We start from the raw sequence: 18213 nt of genomic DNA on the forward strand, positions 1-18213 counted from the left end.
TTCCATGGCAACCCAGCCGCGGAGACGCACCATGCAACGTTCGCCCCAGCCGCACCAGCTCGCCCTTGCCCTCGGCCTTGTCCTGGCCCTGGGGGCATGCGCCCATCGCACCCTCGGCGAGTCGAAGGAAACCGACGCGACGCCTGCCGCTGCCGCGGAAGCGGCCGCATATGCTGCCGCCGATGCTGCCGATGCCGCCGCGGCCAGCTCCCAGTTGCAGGCGCGCGAACGCCGCGAGGCCGAGCTCCAGCAATACGCCCCCGCGCCACCCCCGCCGCCGGTGCCGATGGCGCACCCGGCGATGAAATCCTCGCTAGACCGCGTCCAGGTGACCGGTTCGCGCATTCGTGCACAGCAAGCCGTGGCGCCGGCGGCGAACCTGGTGATGGCGCCCCCGATGGAACCGGCCAACACCGAGAAGTACGCGCATAACGTCGACAACCCGGTGCATCGCACTTCCGAGCAGCCGGTGTCCACGTTCTCCATCGACGTCGACACCGGCAGTTACAGCAACGTCCGCCGCATGCTGGCCGAGGGCGTGCGCCCGCCGGCGGACGCGGTGCGCGCGGAGGAATTCCTCAACTACTTCGACTACGGCCATCCTGCGCCCACCTCGCGCGAGACGCCGTTCCGCGTGACCACCGAACTGGCGCCGGCACCGTGGAACGGCAAGCGCCAGCTGCTGATGATCGGCATCCGTGGCTATGACGTGCCCAAGGCGGAACTGCCGCCGGCCAACCTCGTGTTCCTGATCGACACCTCCGGTTCGATGCAGGACGCGGACAAGCTGCCGCTGGTGAAGGATTCGCTGCGCCAGCTGGTGAAACAGCTGCGTCCGCAGGACCGCGTGTCGATGGTGGTGTACGCCGGCTCCGCCGGGCTGGTGCTGCCGCCCACGTCCGGCGCGCACCGCGACGACATCCTCGACGCGCTCGATCGCCTCGAAGCCGGTGGCAGCACCAACGGCGGCGACGGCATCCGCCTCGCCTACGCGATGGCGAAGCAGGCCTACATCAAGGGCGGGGTGAACCGGGTGATCCTCGCCACCGACGGCGACTTCAACGTCGGCACGATCGACCAGAACTCGCTGGAGACGCTGGTATCCGACCAGCGCAAGAGCGGCATCGCCCTCACCACGCTCGGCTTCGGCCAGGGCAACTACAACGACGAACTGGCGGAGAAGCTGGCCGACGTGGGCGACGGCAACCACGCCTACATCGATACGCCGATGGAGGCGCGCAAGGTGCTCGTGCAGGAGCTGGGCGCGACGCTGCTCACGATCGCCAAGGATGTGAAGATCCAGGTCGAGTTCAACCCGGCCGTCGCCGCGGAATACCGCCTGATCGGCTACGAGAACCGCGTGCTCAACCGCGAGGATTTCGCCAACGACAAGGTCGACGCGGGCGACATCGGCGCGGGCCACGAGGTGACGGCGCTGTACGAAATCACCCCGGTCGGCTCGGGTGCGGACCGGTTGCCGGCGTTGCGTTACGGCACCGGTGCCAAGGCCGCGACGGCGGGCGACACGCGCGAGCTCGCGCACCTGCGCCTGCGCTACAAGCGCCCGGGCGAGGACACGAGCCGCCTCATCGAAACGCCGATCCTGCGTTCGCAGCTGGTCGCCACGCCGAACGAATCGCTGCGCTTCGCCAGCGCCGTGGCCGCCTTCGCCGATGCGCTGCGCGGCGGCAAGCAGATCGGCCAGTGGTCCTGGCAGGACATCGCCACCGCGGCGAACCGTTCGCTCGGTAACGACCGCTGGGGCCAGCGCCGCGAATTCGTCGGCCTGGTCGAACAGGCGCGCAGGCTGACCGCGCCGGATGGCGTCGCGGTCCAGGTCAGCGAGTGAGGTTTCGCACGAAGACGGCTCCGGCGCTTGCCGGAGCCGCTGCTTTTCCCGGCATGGTCGTCGCGCTCAGCGCGCCAGCGACGCCAGCGGCAGCAGCTGCTCCATCGGCTTGCCGAACAGGAAGCCCTGGCCGTGCTGGCAGCCCAGCTCGCGCAGGATGATGCGCTGCGACTCGCTTTCCACACCCTCGGCGATCGTGTGGATGCCCAGCGATCCGGCCAAAGCTTGGATCGCACGCACCACCGCCATGCTTTCCGGCCGCGTGTCGCCGACCAGGCCGGCGACGAAGCTGCGATCGATCTTCAGGCATTCCAGCGGGAAGCGGTGCAGGTACGACAGCGCGGAGAAGCCCGTGCCGAAGTCGTCGAGCTGCGCCAGCACGCCGTTGCTGCGCAGCGTGCGCAGCATCCGCAGCGCGCGCGCGGTGTCGTCGAGCAGCGCGCCCTCGGTGATCTCGATGCGCAGGCGGTGCGGGTCCGCACCCGCCTCGTCCAGCAACCGCAGCAGACGGTCGGCGAAGTCGGCGGACAGGAAATGCCGCGGCGACACGTTCACCGAGATGTAGCCGTGTTCCTCGCGCGCCAGCCGCTTGGCGACCTTTGCGTACATCAGCCAGTCGACTTCCTCGATCAGCCCGCTGTCCTCACCCAGGCCGATGAACTCGCCCGGCAGCAGCAGGCCGCGGCGCTCGTGGCGCCAGCGCAGCAGTGCTTCGTGGCCGATCACGCGGCGATCGCTCAGGCGCACGATCGGCTGGTAGTGGGCGACGAAGTCGTCGTTGTTGATCGCGCGGCGCAGGTCGGCCTCGAGGTCGAGGATGCGCATCGCCTCCTCGCGCATCGCCTCGTCGAACACCGCGCAGCTGTTGCGGCCGCTGGCCTTGGCCCGGTACATGGCGGCGTCGGCGTCGCGCAGCAGCTCGGCGCCGGTGCGGTAGCGCGGGTGCCAGGCGGCGATGCCGACGCTGGCGGACGGGAACACTTCCCGGCCTGCGATCCAGAACGGCTCGCCCAGTGCGACGAGCACGCGGCGCGCCAGCTCCTCGGCGATGGAAAGGTGGTCGATGTCGCCGATCAGGATGGCGAACTCGTCGCCGCCCAGCCGCGCCACCATGTCGCCGCCGCGCACGGTGGCGACGATGCGCCGCCCTGCTTCGATCAGCAGTTCGTCGCCCGCCGCGTGGCCGACGCTGTCGTTGACCAGCTTGAAGCGGTCGAGATCGAGGAACAGCACCGCGAAATGCCGGGTCGACGCGCGCCCGTCGGCGTCGGACTGCGCGCGCGAAATCGCCGTCGCCAACCGCTCCAGCAACTGGCTGCGGTTGGGCAAGCCGGTCAGCGCATCGTGCCGCGCCTGGTAGGTCAGCTGCTGCTCGGCGCGCAGGCGTTCGCCGATCTGCGAGAGCAGCTCGGCGTTGGCTTCGGCCAGCTCGCGCGTGCGCGAGGTGACGCGCTGCTCCAGGTCGCCGTGGGCGACCAGCAGGCGGTCCTGCGCCTGCTTGCGCGCGAGGCCGATGCCGATGTGGTGCGCGACGAAGGTCAACAGCTCCTGGTCGCGGCCGCTGAAACTGATCGCCGGCGAATAGCTCTGCACCGCGATCACGCCCACCACCTGCTCCTCGCGGAACAACGGCACGCCGAGCCAGCAGTGCGCCATGGTGCCGCGGCTGCGCACCTTGCCGGCGCGCTCCAGCCCTTCGATGATCGGACGGTCCGCCAGCAGGGCACGGCCTTCCTGCAGGACGTACTCGGTCAGGCCACGCGCGAACTGGCGCGTCTGCCGCACCGCATCGCGCTCGTCGATCGAATACGGGAACTCGATCATGTCGCCGGCGTCGGAAACCTGCGCGATGTAGAAGTTGCGCGCGTAGAGCAGTTCGCCGACCACGTCGTGGACCTGCGCGTAGAAGCGCTGCAGCGTGTCGGAGGTGATCGACAGCTCGGCGATGCGGAACAACGCACGCTGCAGCCGCTCGCCACGCTGGCGCTCGACGATCTCGGCCTGCAGGTCGCGGTTGCTGTGCTGCAGCGCGCGCGTGCGCTCCTCGACGCGGCGCTCGAGATCCTCGCGCGCCTGGCGCCGGTCGAGCGCGGTGAGGATGTGCTGCGCCACGTAGCTGAGCAGCGCGCGCTCCTCGTCGCGGTAGACGCCGGGCCGGTCGTAGCTCTGCACCACCACGGCGCCGCACACACGGTCCTCGCGGCGCATGGGCACGCCCAGCCAGTCCGCGCTGTCGGGGCCATGGACGCTGTCGCGGGGCACGCCGAACTGCACCCGCAGCGCGTCGGACGGCCCGCGCAGCGGCTCGCCATGGCGCAGCAGCGCCAGGGTCATGCTGTTGGGCATGTCGATCGCGGCGATATCCAGCGACGGGTCGGCGACGAAAGGGTCCTGCCGATCGGCGAAATACAGGAAGCGGATCGAATCGCGGACGTCGTCGTAGAGGACGATGTAGAAGTTCTCCGCGTACATCAGGCCGGCGACGATCGCGTGGACGCGGCGCAGCATGTCGGCCATTTCCAGGTCGGAACCGGCCAGGTCGGCGATTTCGTACAGGGCCTGCTGCAGCCGCTCGGACTTCTCCAGCAGCGCGGCGCGGGCCTGCGCCTCCATGGTCGCCAGGTGCGCGGCCACCAGCACCTTCGCCATGGCGAGCCAGCCGCGGCGAACCGCCTGCGGCATGGTTTCGGGAACATGGGCAACAATGGTCGCGCGCGTCTCGCCTTCGCCATCCCATACCTCGGACAGCGTCTGCGCATCGTCGAACGGCTTGCCGGAGGCCATCTGCTGCTCGGCCAGGTCGCGCAAGCGCTCCGGCACCTCCGTGGACATCGAAAAGCCCGCCACGCCGACGTCATCGCGCCAGCGCACCAGCACTTCCGATCCCAAAGGCAAGCCCTGCTGGAGCACGCCGGCCAATGCCTGCGCAGCGCTATCCACCGGCCCGTCCGCTTTGGCCATCATCGACCGCAATTGCTGCACTCGCCCCTCGATCCATCCCCCGACGATCAGATGGAGCATAACCGCAGTGGGCGCGCGTGGAACCCCCAACCCCACCCGCGGGTCCGGGACGTTTGCAAGGACATGGAACTCGCCCTGGCCCCGTTTCCGCTCCCGTTGCTGCAGCGATTCCCCCCGGAATCCGGCCCTCCGGCCGCGCTGCGCGACGGGAAGGCCGGCGTCAACGGCTTCACGTCCCCGGCGCCAGCCCGTAACCTCCCCGCGATGAATCCGGGCGCGGACGCCAACGACGACCTCTTGATGCTGGCCTGGGTGGGCGGCGACGTGGCGGCGTTCGAGATCCTTTACGCCCGCCATCGCGGCCCGCTGTACCGCTTCCTGATGCGGCAGCTGCGCAACCAGGCACTGGCCGACGAGTTCTTCCAGGACGTGTGGCAGCGCGTGATCGCCGCGCGCGCCGGCTGGAAGCCGGACGCCGCCTTCTCCACGTGGCTGTTCAGGATCGCCCACAACCGCCTCAACGATCATTGGCGCGCGGCCAAGCACCGCCCGACGGCGCCCGAGGACGGCGACGAGCGCGCGGCGCGGGTGCCGGACTCGACCACGCCCGAGCGCGAACTGTCCGAATTCGAACAGCGCCGCCGCCTGCAACTGGCGATGGAGGAATTGCCGGAGGAACAGCGCGAAGTGCTGGTGCTGCGGCTCGAACAGGAATTGAGCCTGGAGGAAATCGGCGCCATTACCGGTGTAGGCCGGGAAACGGTGAAATCGCGGCTTCGCTACGCCATGGACAAGCTGCGCCAGAGATTGAACGAATGACCACGCGACCCGACCACCACGAACCGCTGGACGCCGACGAGCGCGACCTCGCCGCGCGGCTCGGCCGTGCCGGTCCGATCGAGGGGCCGTCGCCGGCGCTGGATGCGCGCATCCTTGCGGCCGCGCATGCCGCGGCCGCGACGCACAAGCCGGGTCGCCACGGCCGCATGGCCTGGCTCGGCCTGCCGCCGGCCATGATCACGGGCGTCGGCGTGGCTGCAGCCGCGGTGCTGGCGCTGGGACTGGTCTGGCAGCTGCGCCCGCAATACGGCCGCACCGTCACGCACGCCGAAGGCGATGCGGGCGAGGAAGTGATCATCTTCGCCGAACCGGCGTCCGCGCCACGCGCGCAGCGCGCGAATCCGCCTGCACTGCCGGACGCCGCCAGCGCCGATGCGCCATCCCGCCAGGCGCGGGCCGAAGCTGCGGACCGTGTTGATGCTGCACGTGCCATGGCCGAACGCGCGGCATCGGAACGCGCCGCCGCCGAACAGGCGGCGTCACAGCGTGCTGCATCGACTGCGGCCACCGCCGCGCAACGCCAAGCCCAGGCCGCCAAGGCGGCGATGCAGGCCGCAGCGGCGCCGCTCGAAGCCCCGCGTGAAGCAGACGCGCCGGCCAGCGACGCTGCCGCGAATACCGGCTTCGCCCCCGAGCCGTCGGCCGCCACACCGGCGAGCGCACGCAAGAGCCACGCGACGTACACGACCGCGGCGCGTGCGACCGCCGAGCGCTACGAACGCGCGCCGACGATGGCGTCTGCCCCACCGCCGCCCCCGGCACCGGCTGCAGTCGCCGCCACCGCCGAGGCCGAAAGCGCCACCCTGGACCGCATCGAAGTCACCGGCTCGCGCATCCGCGCCGACACCGACTGGTCGCAGGTGCCGATCCGCGACGACGCGAAGCTCGCCGCGGCCGAATGGCTCGAACGCATCCGCGCACGCCGCGATGGCGACGACATCGACAACGCGCGCGCCAGCCTGCGCCTGTTCCGCCGCGAGCACCCGCGCGTGCGCATTCCCGACGACCTGCAGGCACTGCTGGCCGCTGAAGCGGCACGATGAGCGACACCCTCGCCGCGCGTGCGGCCCATGTGCTGGAAGTGAAGCACAGCCGTTTCATCGTCCACGCGGCGGCGGTGACCAGTCCCGATGCCGCCCTCGCCTTCCTCGCCGACGTCGCCGATCCGGCCGCGACCCACAACTGCTGGGCGTACCGTATCGGCGCGCAATACCGCTTCAGCGACGACGGCGAACCGGCCGGCACCGCGGGCCGCCCGATCCTCGCCGCGATCGACGGCCAGGGTTACGACCAGGTCGTGGCCGTGGTCACGCGCTGGTACGGCGGCATCAAGCTCGGTGCGGGCGGCCTGGTCCGCGCCTACGGTGGCGCCGCCGCCGAATGCCTGCGCGTGGCCGCGCGCCAGCCCCTGATCGCCTACGCCGAGCTGCGCCTGGCCTATCCGTTCGAAGCCACCGGTGCGGTCCACGCCGCGCTGGCGGCGTTCGGCGCCGAAAAACTGGACGAGGACTACCTTGCCGAAGGCGTCGCGCTGCGCCTGCGGCTTCCCGCCGATCGCCTCGCCGCCTTGAAAACCCAGCTGCGCGACGCCACCCGGGACAGGGTGCGGTTTGGGGTCGATTGAACCGCCCGACCCTGTATCGTCGGCTGCCATCCCGCGTCCGCAAGCGCAGGCACGCCGGACCAAGGGCCGCCTGACGGCCGCCCGCCCGACCACCACTTTCGCCGCACATGCCCGATACCCAAAGCAAAGCTCCGCTCGGCAGCCTCCGCGGCCTCTGGCCCTTCGTCCGCCGCCATTCCGGCCTGTTCGCCGCCTGGTTGATCGCGCTCGCGTGCTCCAGCGCCGCGACGCTCGCCCTGCCCGCCGCGGCCCGCGTGATGATCGACCAGGGCTTCGCCAGCGGTGGCGGCGACGCGATCGATCGCGCCTTCCTGCTGCTGTTCGGCGTGGCGCTGGTGCTCGCCTTCGCCACCGCGGCGCGCTTCTTCTTCGTGTCGCTGCTGGGCGAACGCGTGGTCGCCGACCTGCGCGCGCAGTTGTATTCGCACCTGCTCGTCCTCGATGCCGGCTTCCACGATCGCAACCGCAGCGGTGAGCTCGTCTCGCGCCTGACCGCCGACGCCGAACTGCTGCGCGGTACCGTTGGTTCCACCATGTCGGTGGCATTGCGCAGCGTGGTGACCGTGACCGGCTCGCTGGTGATGCTGTTCGTCACCAGCCCGCGGCTGGCGGCATTCGCGCTGGTGGGCATCCCGCTGACCGTGCTGCCGATCGTCATCGGCGGTCGCCGCCTGCGCAAGATTTCGCGCGCCAGCCAGGACCGCATCGCCGATGCCAACGCGCTCGCCGCGGAAACGCTGGGCGCGGTGCGCACGGTGCAGGCGCATGCGCGCGAACCCTACGAACGCGGCCGTTTCAGCGAGGCGTTGAAGAGCGCGATCGGCACCGCGCGCAAGCGCATCGGCGCGCAGGCGATCGTGACGGCCGTTGCGATCACGCTGGTGTTCGGCGCGATCACCGTGGTCTTGTGGCTGGGCGCACACGATGTGGTCGCCGGACGCATGAAGGCGGGCGTGCTGCTGCAGTTCGTGTTCTACGCGGTGATCGGCGGCGGTTCGATCGGCGCCCTGGCCGAGGTCTGGAACGAAGTGCAGCGTGCGGCCGCCGGCATGGGCCGCATCAGCGAGCTGCTGCAGGAACAACCGGCCATCACCGCACCGGCCTCGCCCAAGGCATTGCCTTCGCCCGTGCACGGCGACCTGGTGTTCGACGACGTCACCTTCCACTACCCGCAGCGTCCCGACCAGGCGGCACTGACCCACTTCAGCCTGCACGTGCGCCCCGGCGAAACCGTGGCCCTGGTGGGGCCGTCCGGCGCGGGCAAGAGCACGGTGTTCTCGCTGCTGCTGCGCTTCCACGACCCGGAATCGGGCGTGGTGCGCGTCGACGGCGACGACATCCGCACGCTCGATCCCGCCGCGCTGCGCGAATCCGTCGCCCTGGTGCCGCAGCACCCGACGATCTTCGCCGCCACCGCGCGCGACAACATCCGCTACGGCCGCCTTGATGCCGACGCCGCGCAGCTGGACACCGCCGTGCGCAACGCGCACGCGAGCGATTTCATCCACGCGCTGCCCGAAGGGCTGGATACCGAACTGGGCGAACGCGGCGCGCGCCTGTCGGGCGGCCAGCAGCAACGCATCGCCATCGCACGCGCGTTGCTGAAGGATGCGCCGATCCTGCTGCTCGACGAGGCGACGAGCGCGCTCGACGCGCAGAGCGAGCGCGCGGTGCAGCAGGCGTTGGAAACGCTGATGCAGGGGCGCACGACGATCGTCATCGCGCATCGCCTCGCCACCGTGCTCAAGGCCGACCGCATCGTGGTGATGGACCACGGCCGGGTCATGGCCGAGGGCACGCACGAACAACTGCTCGCGCAGGGCGGCCTGTACGCCGAATTGGCGAAGCTGCAGTTCCTCGACTAGGCCGCGGGCGGGAGCGCGCGCTCGAGGACCGCCGCGAACGGCACGTCCGCCGGCAAGGTGCCGAACACCAGTCCGTGCGCGCCGCCCAGGCGCGAGCGACAGAACACCTCCGCGACCGGGCTGCCCGCGCGCAACAGGATGGCGGCCTGCAACGCCAGCGCCATGCGTTCGACCCAGCGGCGCGCATCGGCCTCGTCGATGGCGTCCGGCGCGAGCACCTCGTGCAACGCAGCGGCCTCGCGGTCGAACGCCGGATGCAGCCCGGACGCGGCCTGCAGCTCCGCCAGCAACACCGCCGCGGCCTCCGGTTCGCGCGCCAACGCACGCAGCACGTCCAGGCACTGGATGTTGCCGCTGCCTTCCCAGATCGAATTCAGCGGCGCCTGCCGGTACAGGCGCGGCAGCAGTGATTCCTCGACGTAACCCGCGCCGCCCAGGCACTCCTGCGCCTCGTTGACGAAGGCCGGCGCGCGCTTGCAGACGAAGAACTTGCCGATGGCGGTGGCGATCCGCGCGTAGGCCGCTTCACCCGGATCGACAGGAGCGCGGTCGACCGCACGCGCGACGCGCAGCGAGAACGCCAGCGCCGCCTCGGATTCGATCGCCAGGTCGGCCAGCACGTTCTGCATCAGCGCGTGCTCGACCAGGCGCTTGCCGAAGGCGCGGCGATGCCGTGCGTGGTGCAGTGCCTGCGCCAGCGCCATGCGCATCAGCGCGGACGAGCCCAGCATGCAGTCCAGCCGTGTCAGCATCACCATCTCGATGATGGTCGCCACGCCACGTCCTTCGTCACCGATGCGGTGCGCCCAGGCGCCGTCGAACTCGACTTCGGACGACGCGTTCGACCAGTCGCCCAGCTTGTCCTTCAGTCGCATCAGCCGGAAGGCGTTGCGCGTGCCGTTCGGGCGCCAGCGCGGCAGCAGGAAACAGCTCAACCCGGCGGGCGCCTGCGCAAGGACGAGGAAGCCATCGCACATCGGCGCGGAGAAGAACCACTTGTGTCCGGTCAGCGCGTACTCGCCGGTTGCCGACAAGGGCTGCGCGCGCGTGGCGTTGGCGCGCACGTCGCTGCCGCCCTGCTTCTCGGTCATGCCCATGCCGATGGTGGCGCCGCGCTTGTGTTCGGTCGGCAGATCGCGCGGGTCGTAGGCCGGCGTCGCCGCCTTCTGCGCCCAGGCCTGCAGCGACGGGGCACGGCGCAGCACCGGCACGGCCGCGTGGGTCATGGTCAAGGGACAACTGCTGCCGGGCTCCACCTGCCCGTGCAGGTAGCTCAATGCGGCGCGCGCCACGTGACTGCCGGCTTGCGCGTGCTGCCAGGAGAATCCGGCCACGCCGTGGCCGATCGCCGCCTCCATCACCGCGTGGTAGTGCGGGTGGAACTCCACCACGTCGATGCGATGACCGAAGCGATCGTGCGTGCGCAAGCGCGGGCGATCGCGGTGCGCGTCGAAGCTCAGTTGCAGCAGGTCCCCGCCCGCCAGTTGCGCGTAGGCCTGCAGGTGCGCAGCGAAGGCGCCGCCGCCTTCGCGCTCGACCGCGTCACGCAATGGCGCATCGTCGGCCCACAGGTCCCGGCCGGCGAACTCCGGCGGCTGGTTCTCGACCACGTGGGTTTCGACGTTCGAGCCGGTCACGGGGCGACTCCGCGGATGGGGAGTCCCGACTTTAGCGCGGAAGGATCAGGCGGACGCGGGCCGCGCGTCGCCCGCGGGTGCGGGGGCCTGCGCGTCGAGTACGTCGCGGAAATCCGGGTCCAGCGGCCACACGCCCAGCCAGCCGCGCCGCGTGCCCGTCAGCACGCGCAGTACCTGCCGTCGCCCGCCCGGCATGCGCGTGAGCGGATTGAACAGGCGGTCGCGCAGGGCCGCGAGTGTGTCGAGTTCGGACTGGAACAACGGCGTCAGCCAGCGGCTCCAGAAATGGTAGATCGCCACGTGCTCGCGCCGCGCGCGCTCGTAGCTGGCGAACGCCGGCGCAAGCTCGTCGTGGGTGCGCAACGCATCGCGCAGCACCAGCGCATCGATGAGCGCCATGTTTGCGCCCTGCCCCAGTTGCGGGCTCATGGCGTGCGCCGCGTCGCCCAGCAGCACGGCGCGTCCGCGATGCCAGCGGCGATGGCTGGCGTCGCGGTAACGCGCCTTGGCCAGGCCCTCGGGCACCGCGGTGTCGCGCAGCATGTCCGCGGCTTCCGGCCACACCGCGGCGACATCGGCACGCCAGCGCGCTGCGTCGTATTCCGCCTGCAGCGATGCGGCCGGAACGCTCCAGAAGAAGCTCATGCGCGGCGTGTCGTCGCCCGGGCGCGTGCCCACCGGCAGCATTCCCGCCATGCGCCGCGCACCGACGTAGCGCTGGCGCAGTTCGCCGACGTGCGCCCAGGCGCCGCGCGGCACCAGGCACCATTGCGCACCCCAGGGATAGGGCCGGTCGAGCGCAGCCGTGCCAACTTCACCACGCAGCTTCGACGCCGCGCCATCGGCGACGACGAGCAGGTCGAAGGCGCCGTGTTCGATCCCGTCCTGATCGCGCACCACGCCGCGCTCGGCATCGATGCCGACGATGCGCCGTCCGCAGTGGATGCGGCGGCCCTCCTGCCAGGCCGCGTCCAGCAGGCCGAACAGCGCGCCGCGCTGCATGCCCAGGCCGAACAGGCCGCGATCGAGTTCGCGGTAGCGCATGTCCATCACCGCGCGCCCGTCGTGGGTTTCGCCGAACAGCCGATGCACGCGCGCACCGTGCGCGAGCGCGGCATCGAGCAGGCCCAGCCGCCACAGCACTTCCATGCCGGTCGGTTGCAGCAGGAAACCGGCACCGACCGGTCCCAGCTCGTCCGCCTGCTCGAACACTTCGACGTGGTGGCCGTCGCGCGACAGCAACACCGCCGCGGCCTGTCCGCCGGTGCCATAGCCGACGATCGCGATGCGCAGCGGCTTCATGTCTTGCGAGCGTCCCAAGCGCCAAAAAGAAAAGGCCCCGCCGTGGCGGGGCCTGGAAAAACCGAGCCGTTACGGCTCAAGTCCGTCGGTCCTGGATCAGACCGGCGCGACTTCGGACGCCTGCGCGCCCTTCGGGCCCTGGGTCAGCTGGTAGCTGACGCGCTGGCCTTCCTGCAGGCTGCGGAAGCCCTTGGCATTGATGGCGGAGAAATGCACGAAAACATCGGCGCTGCCGTCTTCGGGAGAGATGAAGCCAAATCCCTTGGCGTCGTTGAACCACTTCACGGTACCGTACTGCATGTCCTTGATGACCTCTGCTGGATGCGATGACGTGCGCCGGCCCTGGCGGCGCTCCGCGAGTATGCCAACTTGCTGAACGAGCGCAACCCGGCCGGCCGTGCACCACGCACCCGGCGACAGGAGCACGATTTCAGTCAGCCGCTCAGGCGGCCAGCAGCGCGCGCAGCAGCGCCGGGAGCCCCGCCGAAGCGGCCGCGACGTTGTCCAGCACATCCTGCAGGGTAATGACTTCGTCCGGGTCCGGCCCGGCACCCGCGGCCCAGTTGGCCACGATCGCCAGGCAGGCGTAATCCAGTTCCATCTCGCGCGCGAGCCCCGCTTCGGGCATGCCGGTCATGCCGACGAGGTCGCAACCGTCGCGGCGCATGCGCGCGATCTCGGCGCGCGTTTCCAGGCGCGGCCCCTGCGTGGCGCCGTAGCAGCCGCCATCGACCAGGGCCACGTTCGCCTGCGCCGCGGCAGCCACGACGGCGTGGCGCAGCGAGCGCGTGTACGGCTCGCCGAAGTCGACGTGCAGCACGTCGGTGCCCGGCTCTTCGCAGATGGTGGAGATCCGTCCCCAGGTGTAATCGATCAGCTGGTCCGGGCACGCGAGCACGCGTGGGCCGAAGCGTTCGGTGATGCCGCCGACGGTGTTGAGCGCGAGCACGCGGCGCGCGCCCAGCGCCTGCAGCGCGGCGAGGTTGGCGCGGTAGTTGATCTTGTGCGGCGGCAGCGAGTGGCCTTCGCCGTGGCGCGCGAGGAAGGCGATACGGTGCCCATCGAGGATGCCCACGCGCACCGGGCCCGACAGCGCGCCGTAGTGCGTCACCGGCTGGTGCGCTTCGGGGTCCTGCAGTTCGGCCAGCTTGTACAGGCCGGTACCGCCGATGATGGCCAGTTCGATGTCGCTCATGGGGATGCGCTCTCTGCAAGGATGGAATTCGTCGCAACCAGGCGACGATGGGAAGCGGCGGTCAGGGCGCGCCCGGCGAACGCAGTCGCGAGCCACAGCGCACCGCCGGCGAGGGTCGCCCAGATGTCCTGGGGATCGAAGGTGCGGTTCGGGCGGTAGACCTGCGCGAACTCCCACGCCAGTAGGCCGGCCATGACGATGAGCAGCGCCTTGAACAGGACGGCGTCTTCGCGCCACAACTGCGACCAGGCATAAGGCGCATCGGCATCGAAGCCACGCCGCAGCAGCAGGACGACGAACAGTCCCGGCAACGTCGCCGCCGCGACCAGGTTCGGCGCGTAGCCGAGGAACGCGTGGCTGGCGCCGTGCTCGCGCAGGTCCTTGATCCAGATGATCGCGAGCTGGCCCAGGATCATCGCAACGGTCAGCCAGCCGGTGACGCTCCGCCGCGTGCGCATCGGTTCAGTCCTTCAGCGCATAGATCGCGGGCAGCCCGCGGCCCTGTTCCTGGTAGTCCATGCCGTAGCCGTAGACGTAGCGGTCCGGTACTTCGACGCCCATGTAGTCAGCCGCGAGGCCCGGCACGCAGCGGTCATGCACCTTGACCGCGAGCGCGGCGATGCGGATCTCGGCGGCGCCCTGTTCGCGGCACCACTCGCGGATCTGCGCCAGCGTGTGGCCTTCGTCGACGATGTCGTCGACCAGCAGCACGCGCCGCCCCTGCAGCGAGGTGGCCGGGCGATGCTTCCACACCAGCTCGCCACCCGAGGTCGCGCCGCGGTAGCGGGTCGCGTGCAGGTATTCGAATTCGACGTCGAGGCCGCGCGCGCCCAGTTCCAGCGCGAGCTGCCCGGCGAACGGCAGGCCACCATGCATCACGGTGATGTAGAGCGGCACGCTGCCGACGTAGTCGTCGTGGATGCGTGCGGACATGCGCACGATCGCCGCTTCCAGCGTCGCGCGGTCATGGATGAGGTCGCTGTTGGCCAGCGCGGCCTGCAGGTCTGCCATTACGCCAATCCTTCCTGGCGGTTGCGCGCCTGCGTGTAGCGCGCGTCCGCGATGAGTCCATCCCAGCCCAGGGCGCCGCGGCCGATCAGGCCGAGCAGCGCCGCGGTGTTGAGCTTGCGGTGCTTGACCGCTTCCAGCGCTTCCTCGACCAGTTCCGGGTGGCACACCAGCACCACGTCGCAACCGGCATCCAGGTGCAGGCCGACACGCTGCTTCACGCCACCGGCGGCGGTCGCGGCCGCCATGCCGATGTCGTCGCTGAACACGACGCCGCGGAAGCCGAGTCCACCGGCAGTGCGGTCGCCGCGCAGGATCTCCTCGATCCAGCGCTTCGAGTAACCGGCCGGATCCGGCGCGACGGCCGGATACAGCACGTGCGCCATCATCACCGCATCCGCCTTGGCGTCGATGCCCGCGGCGAAAGGCACCAGGTCGAGGCGGCGGATGTCCTCCAGCGGGCGCGGATCCACGGCGTTGTCGAAATGCGTGTCTTCCAGCACCGAGCCATGGCCGGGGAAGTGCTTGAGCGTTGCCGCCATGCCCGCCGCGTGCATGCCGCGCACATAGGCGCGGGTGAAGTCGGCGACGACTTCGGGATCTTCCGCGAACGCGCGGTTGCCGATGGCGCGGTTGCCGCGGCCGAGGTCGACCACCGGGGCGAAGCTGAGATCGACGCCGGTTGCGCGCACTTCACTGGCCATCAGCCAGGCGTGTTCTTCGGCGAGCTGCAATGCCGACTCGCGATCCTGTGCGTACAGCCGGCCGAAGCCTTCCAGCGCCGGCAGCGCGCTGTAACCCTCGCGGAAGCGCTGCACGCGACCGCCCTCCTGGTCGACGCAGACCAATTGCGGGCGCGGCGCGGCTTCGCGGATCGCCAGCGAGAGTTCCGCGACCTGCGCCTTCGAGGCGAAGTTGCGGCTGAAGAGGATCACGCCGGCGCAGGCATCGTGCTGCAGCCAGTCGCGTTCCTGCGTGGTGAGTTCCTTGCCGGCGAGCCCAATAATCAACATGTCAGAATCCAGCGAAAACAAAGATGCGATGGTGATGAGCGAAGCGGCTCCTGCACGGCACCGACTCCTCCTCTCCCGCTTGCGGCGCCCGAAGGGTGTCCACAGGTGAGAGGCCGGGTGAGGGCCACGACACCAGCCGCGGAAAGCCACCTCAGTCCACGTTACCCGCCTGCTCCGCCTCGCTCCACTGCGAGTACGGGCGCGCGGCCAGGGCCAGATTGTAGTAGCGCTTGGCATCGGTCACTTCACGGCCGATCCAGGCGGGTTTCTCGAACGCCTCGTCGGCCGAGCCCAGCTCGATCTCGGCCACGACCAGGCCTGCGTTGTCGCCCAGGAACTCGTCGACTTCCCACAGGTGCCCGCCGACATCGACGTAATGCCGGCGCTTGTCGACCAACCCGCCGACGCTCAGCGCGAGCAGATCGCGCGCGTCCGCGACCGGAATGGCGTAATCGAACTCCTGGCGGGTGTGGCCGAGCTCGCGCGATTTCAGATTGAGGTAGGCCGCGTCGCCCTGGATGCGCACGCGGACCGAGGCCTTCATCGCACCGGTGTCCATGGCGGCCAGGTCGTTGAGGTAGCCCTGGGCCATCGGCACGACCTTGTGCGCGGCGGCGCGCCAGTCGTTGCCGGTCACGAGGAATTTGCGTTCGATTTCGATGGGCATGATCGGGACGGGAGTCGGGAGCTGGGAACGGTCTTTGCTTTTGCCCGTCATCCCCGAATGCTTCTATCGGGGATCCAGGGACTTTGCCTACCGGTCCCTCCGCGAAAAACAAAGTCCATGGATCCCCGACTAGAGCGCTCGGGGATGACGGGCGAATAGATCAGGGCTCAAACATCGCAATCGATTCAACGTGCGCCGTATGCGGGAACATATCCATCACCCCCGCCGCGCGCAGCTTCCAACCCTTCTCGTTGACCAGGTAGCCCGCATCGCGCGCGAGCGAGCCCGGATGGCAGCTCACGTAGACGATGCGCTTGAACTGCTTGAGCTTCAGCTGGGTCAGCACGAAATCGGCGCCCGAGCGCGGCGGATCCAGCAGCAGGCGGTCGAAGCCCTCGCGCATCCAGGTGTGATCGCTCAGGTCCTTGCCCAGGTCGGCGGCGTGGAATTCCGCGTTGGTTATGCCGTTGTGCGCGGCGTTCTCGCGTGCGCGGCGGACCAGGCCGGCCTCGCCCTCCACCCCGACCACTTCGCGCACGCGGCGCGCCAGCGGCAGGGTGAAGTTGCCCAGGCCGCAGAACAGGTCGAGCACGCGGTCCTGCGGCTGCGGATCGAGCAGGTCCAGCGCGGACTGGATCATCTTGCCGTTGAGGCCGGCGTTGACCTGGATGAAGTCGAGCGGGCGGAACACGAATTCGATGTCCCACTGCGGCAACTTGAACGCCAGCGTCGGCTCCGCCGGCCACAGCGGATGCACGCTGTCGACGCCGCCGGGCTGCAGGAAGATGGCAAAGCCGTGCTGCTGGCCGAATGCCACCAGCGCCGCCTGGTCGGCATCGGACAACGGCGCCAGGTGGCGCACGGTCAGCGCGATGCCGCTGAATTCACCGCTGGGGTCGCCGGCAATGAATTCGATCTGAGGGATGTCGCGCCGCGCCTGCATCCCGTCGACGAGCGCGGCCAGCGCGGAGACCTTGCTGCCGATCTCGGGAATGACGGTGTGGCATTCGGAGAGGTCCGCGACGAAGCGCGGATCCTGCTCGCGGAAGCCGACCAGGGTCTTGTCCTTCTTCTCGACGCGACGCACCGAGAAGCGGCCCTTGCGCCGATAGCCCCAGGCGGCGTCGGTCAGCGGCGGCAGCACGCGTTCGGGCGTGACGTGGCCGATGCGCTCCAGGTTGTCCAGCAGCACGCGCTGCTTGGCCAGGATCTGCTTGCCCTCGTCTAGGTGCTGCAAGGCACAGCCGCCGCAGGTGCCGAAGTGCGGGCAGCGCGCCGGCACGCGGTCTGCCGAGGCGCGCAGGACGTCCAGCGTCGTGGCTTCGTCGAAGTGGCGCGAGCGCGAGGTCTGCTTCGCCAACACCCGCTCGCCGGGCAAGGCACCGGCGATGAAGGTCACCTTCCCGCCCTCCCCGTCGCGCCGGGCGACGCCGCGGCCGTCGTGGCTGAGGTCGGTGATGTCTGCTTCAAACGGGGTCTGGTCGATGCGCGCCACGGGAAAAACCGCTGTTTCGGGCCGCGTATTGTCGCAGGTTCGGCCGCCGGCCCATCAGGGGAACGCCCCAGAAACAGGAAAGCCCGCCAAGGCGGGCTTCCCCTGAATCACGCACGGGGCGTCACTTCTGCTTCCACGCCCCGCCGCTCTGGTACCACCAGCCGGAGCGCGCGCTGGCGATCCACTGCCGGGCGAAGACGTCGCGGATCTGCGCTTCCCATTCCGGATGGCCATTGGCGACGGCGACCTCGCGGTACACCGCCTTGCGGTCGCGGTTGTCGTCGGCCACGGCCTGGTTCACGGCAACGCGGTCCTTGAGCGCGAGCTTCGCCGCATCGCGCACGACCACGGTGCCGTCACTGGCGAAGCCGAGAGCTCCGGCATCGAAGCCGGCGCGCAGCTGGGCGTCGAAACGTTCGGCCATGCGCGCCTGGATCGCCTGGATCGCCGGCGTCTTGATGGTGATGTCCGGTTGCTCCTGCGCGTGCGCGGCACCGATGCCGACCAGCGCCAGCAGGTCGACGTGGGCCAGCAGGTGCTGGCCGGGCGTGTACGCCCGCACCGCCATGCCACCGCCGTCGCCCGGAACCGGCTTCACGTTGACGTCCTTGGCATCGTCGCCGATGACCTTCTCGACGAATTCCTTGGCCGCTTCCTTCGCTTCCGCGGCCGGGAAGTACACGTTGATCGTGACGCAGGCCGTCAACAGCACGGCGGCGACCGGGATTCCCATCAGGCGACGCATGTTCTTCCTCCA

16 protein-coding genes are annotated in these 18213 nt (G+C 69.9%); 5 read left to right on the forward strand and 11 right to left on the reverse strand.

Annotated elements, in window-relative coordinates:
• Window positions 1-31: 31 nt before the first annotated feature.
• Window positions 32-1849 (forward strand): vWA domain-containing protein, encoded by a 1818-nt coding sequence (locus H8B22_RS01685; RefSeq protein WP_187712422.1) that lies wholly within the window; start codon window positions 32-34, stop codon window positions 1847-1849.
• 66 nt (window positions 1850-1915) lie between these two features.
• Here H8B22_RS01685 and H8B22_RS01690 read toward each other — a convergent pair whose 3' ends face one another.
• Window positions 1916-4810: a bifunctional diguanylate cyclase/phosphodiesterase gene (locus H8B22_RS01690; RefSeq protein ID WP_225876249.1), complete on the reverse strand. Its 2895-nt coding sequence runs from the start codon at window positions 4808-4810 to the stop codon at window positions 1916-1918.
• Between the two features lie 264 nt (window positions 4811-5074).
• On the opposite strand from H8B22_RS01690, the gene H8B22_RS01695 reads away from it, so the two are divergent.
• The 4 genes from H8B22_RS01695 to H8B22_RS01710 all read left to right on the forward strand — a co-directional run bounded on the left by H8B22_RS01695 (window position 5075) and on the right by H8B22_RS01710 (window position 9139).
• The gene (locus H8B22_RS01695) at window positions 5075-5629 is read left to right on the forward strand and encodes an RNA polymerase sigma factor (RefSeq protein WP_187713482.1); all 555 of its coding nucleotides are present in this window, start codon (window positions 5075-5077) and stop codon (window positions 5627-5629) included.
• On the forward strand, window positions 5626-6693 hold the full coding sequence (locus H8B22_RS01700) for a hypothetical protein (protein ID WP_187712424.1): 1068 nt from the start codon (window positions 5626-5628) through the stop codon (window positions 6691-6693). Before H8B22_RS01695 ends, H8B22_RS01700 begins: the two co-directional genes overlap by 4 nt.
• On the forward strand, window positions 6690-7274 hold the full coding sequence (locus H8B22_RS01705) for an IMPACT family protein (protein ID WP_187712425.1): 585 nt from the start codon (window positions 6690-6692) through the stop codon (window positions 7272-7274). The genes H8B22_RS01700 and H8B22_RS01705 overlap by 4 nt, the downstream gene beginning before the upstream one ends.
• 107 nt (window positions 7275-7381) lie before the next feature.
• On the forward strand, window positions 7382-9139 hold the full coding sequence (locus H8B22_RS01710; protein WP_187712426.1) for an ABC transporter transmembrane domain-containing protein: 1758 nt from the start codon (window positions 7382-7384) through the stop codon (window positions 9137-9139).
• Here the strand turns inward: H8B22_RS01710 and H8B22_RS01715 are convergent.
• The 10 genes from H8B22_RS01715 to H8B22_RS01760 form a co-directional block, all read right to left on the reverse strand.
• The gene (locus H8B22_RS01715) at window positions 9136-10776 is read right to left on the reverse strand and encodes an acyl-CoA dehydrogenase family protein (protein WP_187712427.1); all 1641 of its coding nucleotides are present in this window, start codon (window positions 10774-10776) and stop codon (window positions 9136-9138) included. The genes H8B22_RS01710 and H8B22_RS01715 overlap by 4 nt on opposite strands.
• A 45-nt stretch (window positions 10777-10821) precedes the next feature.
• Window positions 10822-12078, reverse strand: a complete 1257-nt coding sequence (locus H8B22_RS01720; RefSeq protein ID WP_187712428.1) for an FAD-dependent oxidoreductase — start codon at window positions 12076-12078, stop codon at window positions 10822-10824.
• Window positions 12079-12174: 96 nt separating this feature from the next.
• Entirely contained in the window at window positions 12175-12378 is a 204-nt protein-coding gene (locus H8B22_RS01725) for a cold-shock protein (protein WP_056133187.1), read from the reverse strand.
• A 142-nt stretch (window positions 12379-12520) separates the two neighbouring features.
• Entirely contained in the window at window positions 12521-13273 is a 753-nt protein-coding gene (locus tag H8B22_RS01730; RefSeq protein ID WP_407060819.1) for an S-methyl-5'-thioinosine phosphorylase, read from the reverse strand.
• On the reverse strand, window positions 13270-13731 hold the full coding sequence (locus H8B22_RS01735) for a hypothetical protein (RefSeq protein ID WP_187712429.1): 462 nt from the start codon (window positions 13729-13731) through the stop codon (window positions 13270-13272). The genes H8B22_RS01730 and H8B22_RS01735 overlap by 4 nt, the downstream gene beginning before the upstream one ends.
• Before the next feature lie 4 nt (window positions 13732-13735).
• Window positions 13736-14284, reverse strand: a complete 549-nt coding sequence (locus H8B22_RS01740; protein WP_187712430.1) for a hypoxanthine-guanine phosphoribosyltransferase — start codon at window positions 14282-14284, stop codon at window positions 13736-13738.
• Complete coding sequence (nagZ, locus tag H8B22_RS01745; RefSeq protein ID WP_187712431.1) at window positions 14284-15294, reverse strand: beta-N-acetylhexosaminidase; 1011 nt, start codon at window positions 15292-15294, stop codon at window positions 14284-14286. The genes H8B22_RS01740 and nagZ overlap by 1 nt, the downstream gene beginning before the upstream one ends.
• Window positions 15295-15445: 151 nt before the next feature.
• On the reverse strand, window positions 15446-15961 hold the full coding sequence (locus tag H8B22_RS01750) for a CYTH domain-containing protein (protein WP_187712432.1): 516 nt from the start codon (window positions 15959-15961) through the stop codon (window positions 15446-15448).
• A 160-nt stretch (window positions 15962-16121) separates the two neighbouring features.
• Window positions 16122-17456 (reverse strand): 23S rRNA (uracil(1939)-C(5))-methyltransferase RlmD, encoded by a 1335-nt coding sequence (gene rlmD, locus H8B22_RS01755; protein WP_187712433.1) that lies wholly within the window; start codon window positions 17454-17456, stop codon window positions 16122-16124.
• A gap of 121 nt (window positions 17457-17577) precedes the next feature.
• Window positions 17578-18201, reverse strand: a complete 624-nt coding sequence (locus H8B22_RS01760; protein WP_187712434.1) for a DUF1318 domain-containing protein — start codon at window positions 18199-18201, stop codon at window positions 17578-17580.
• Window positions 18202-18213: the final 12 nt, after the last annotated feature.

Source organism: Lysobacter terrestris, from assembly GCF_014489475.1.
GTDB classification, from domain to species: Bacteria; Pseudomonadota; Gammaproteobacteria; order Xanthomonadales; family Xanthomonadaceae; genus Agrilutibacter; species Agrilutibacter terrestris.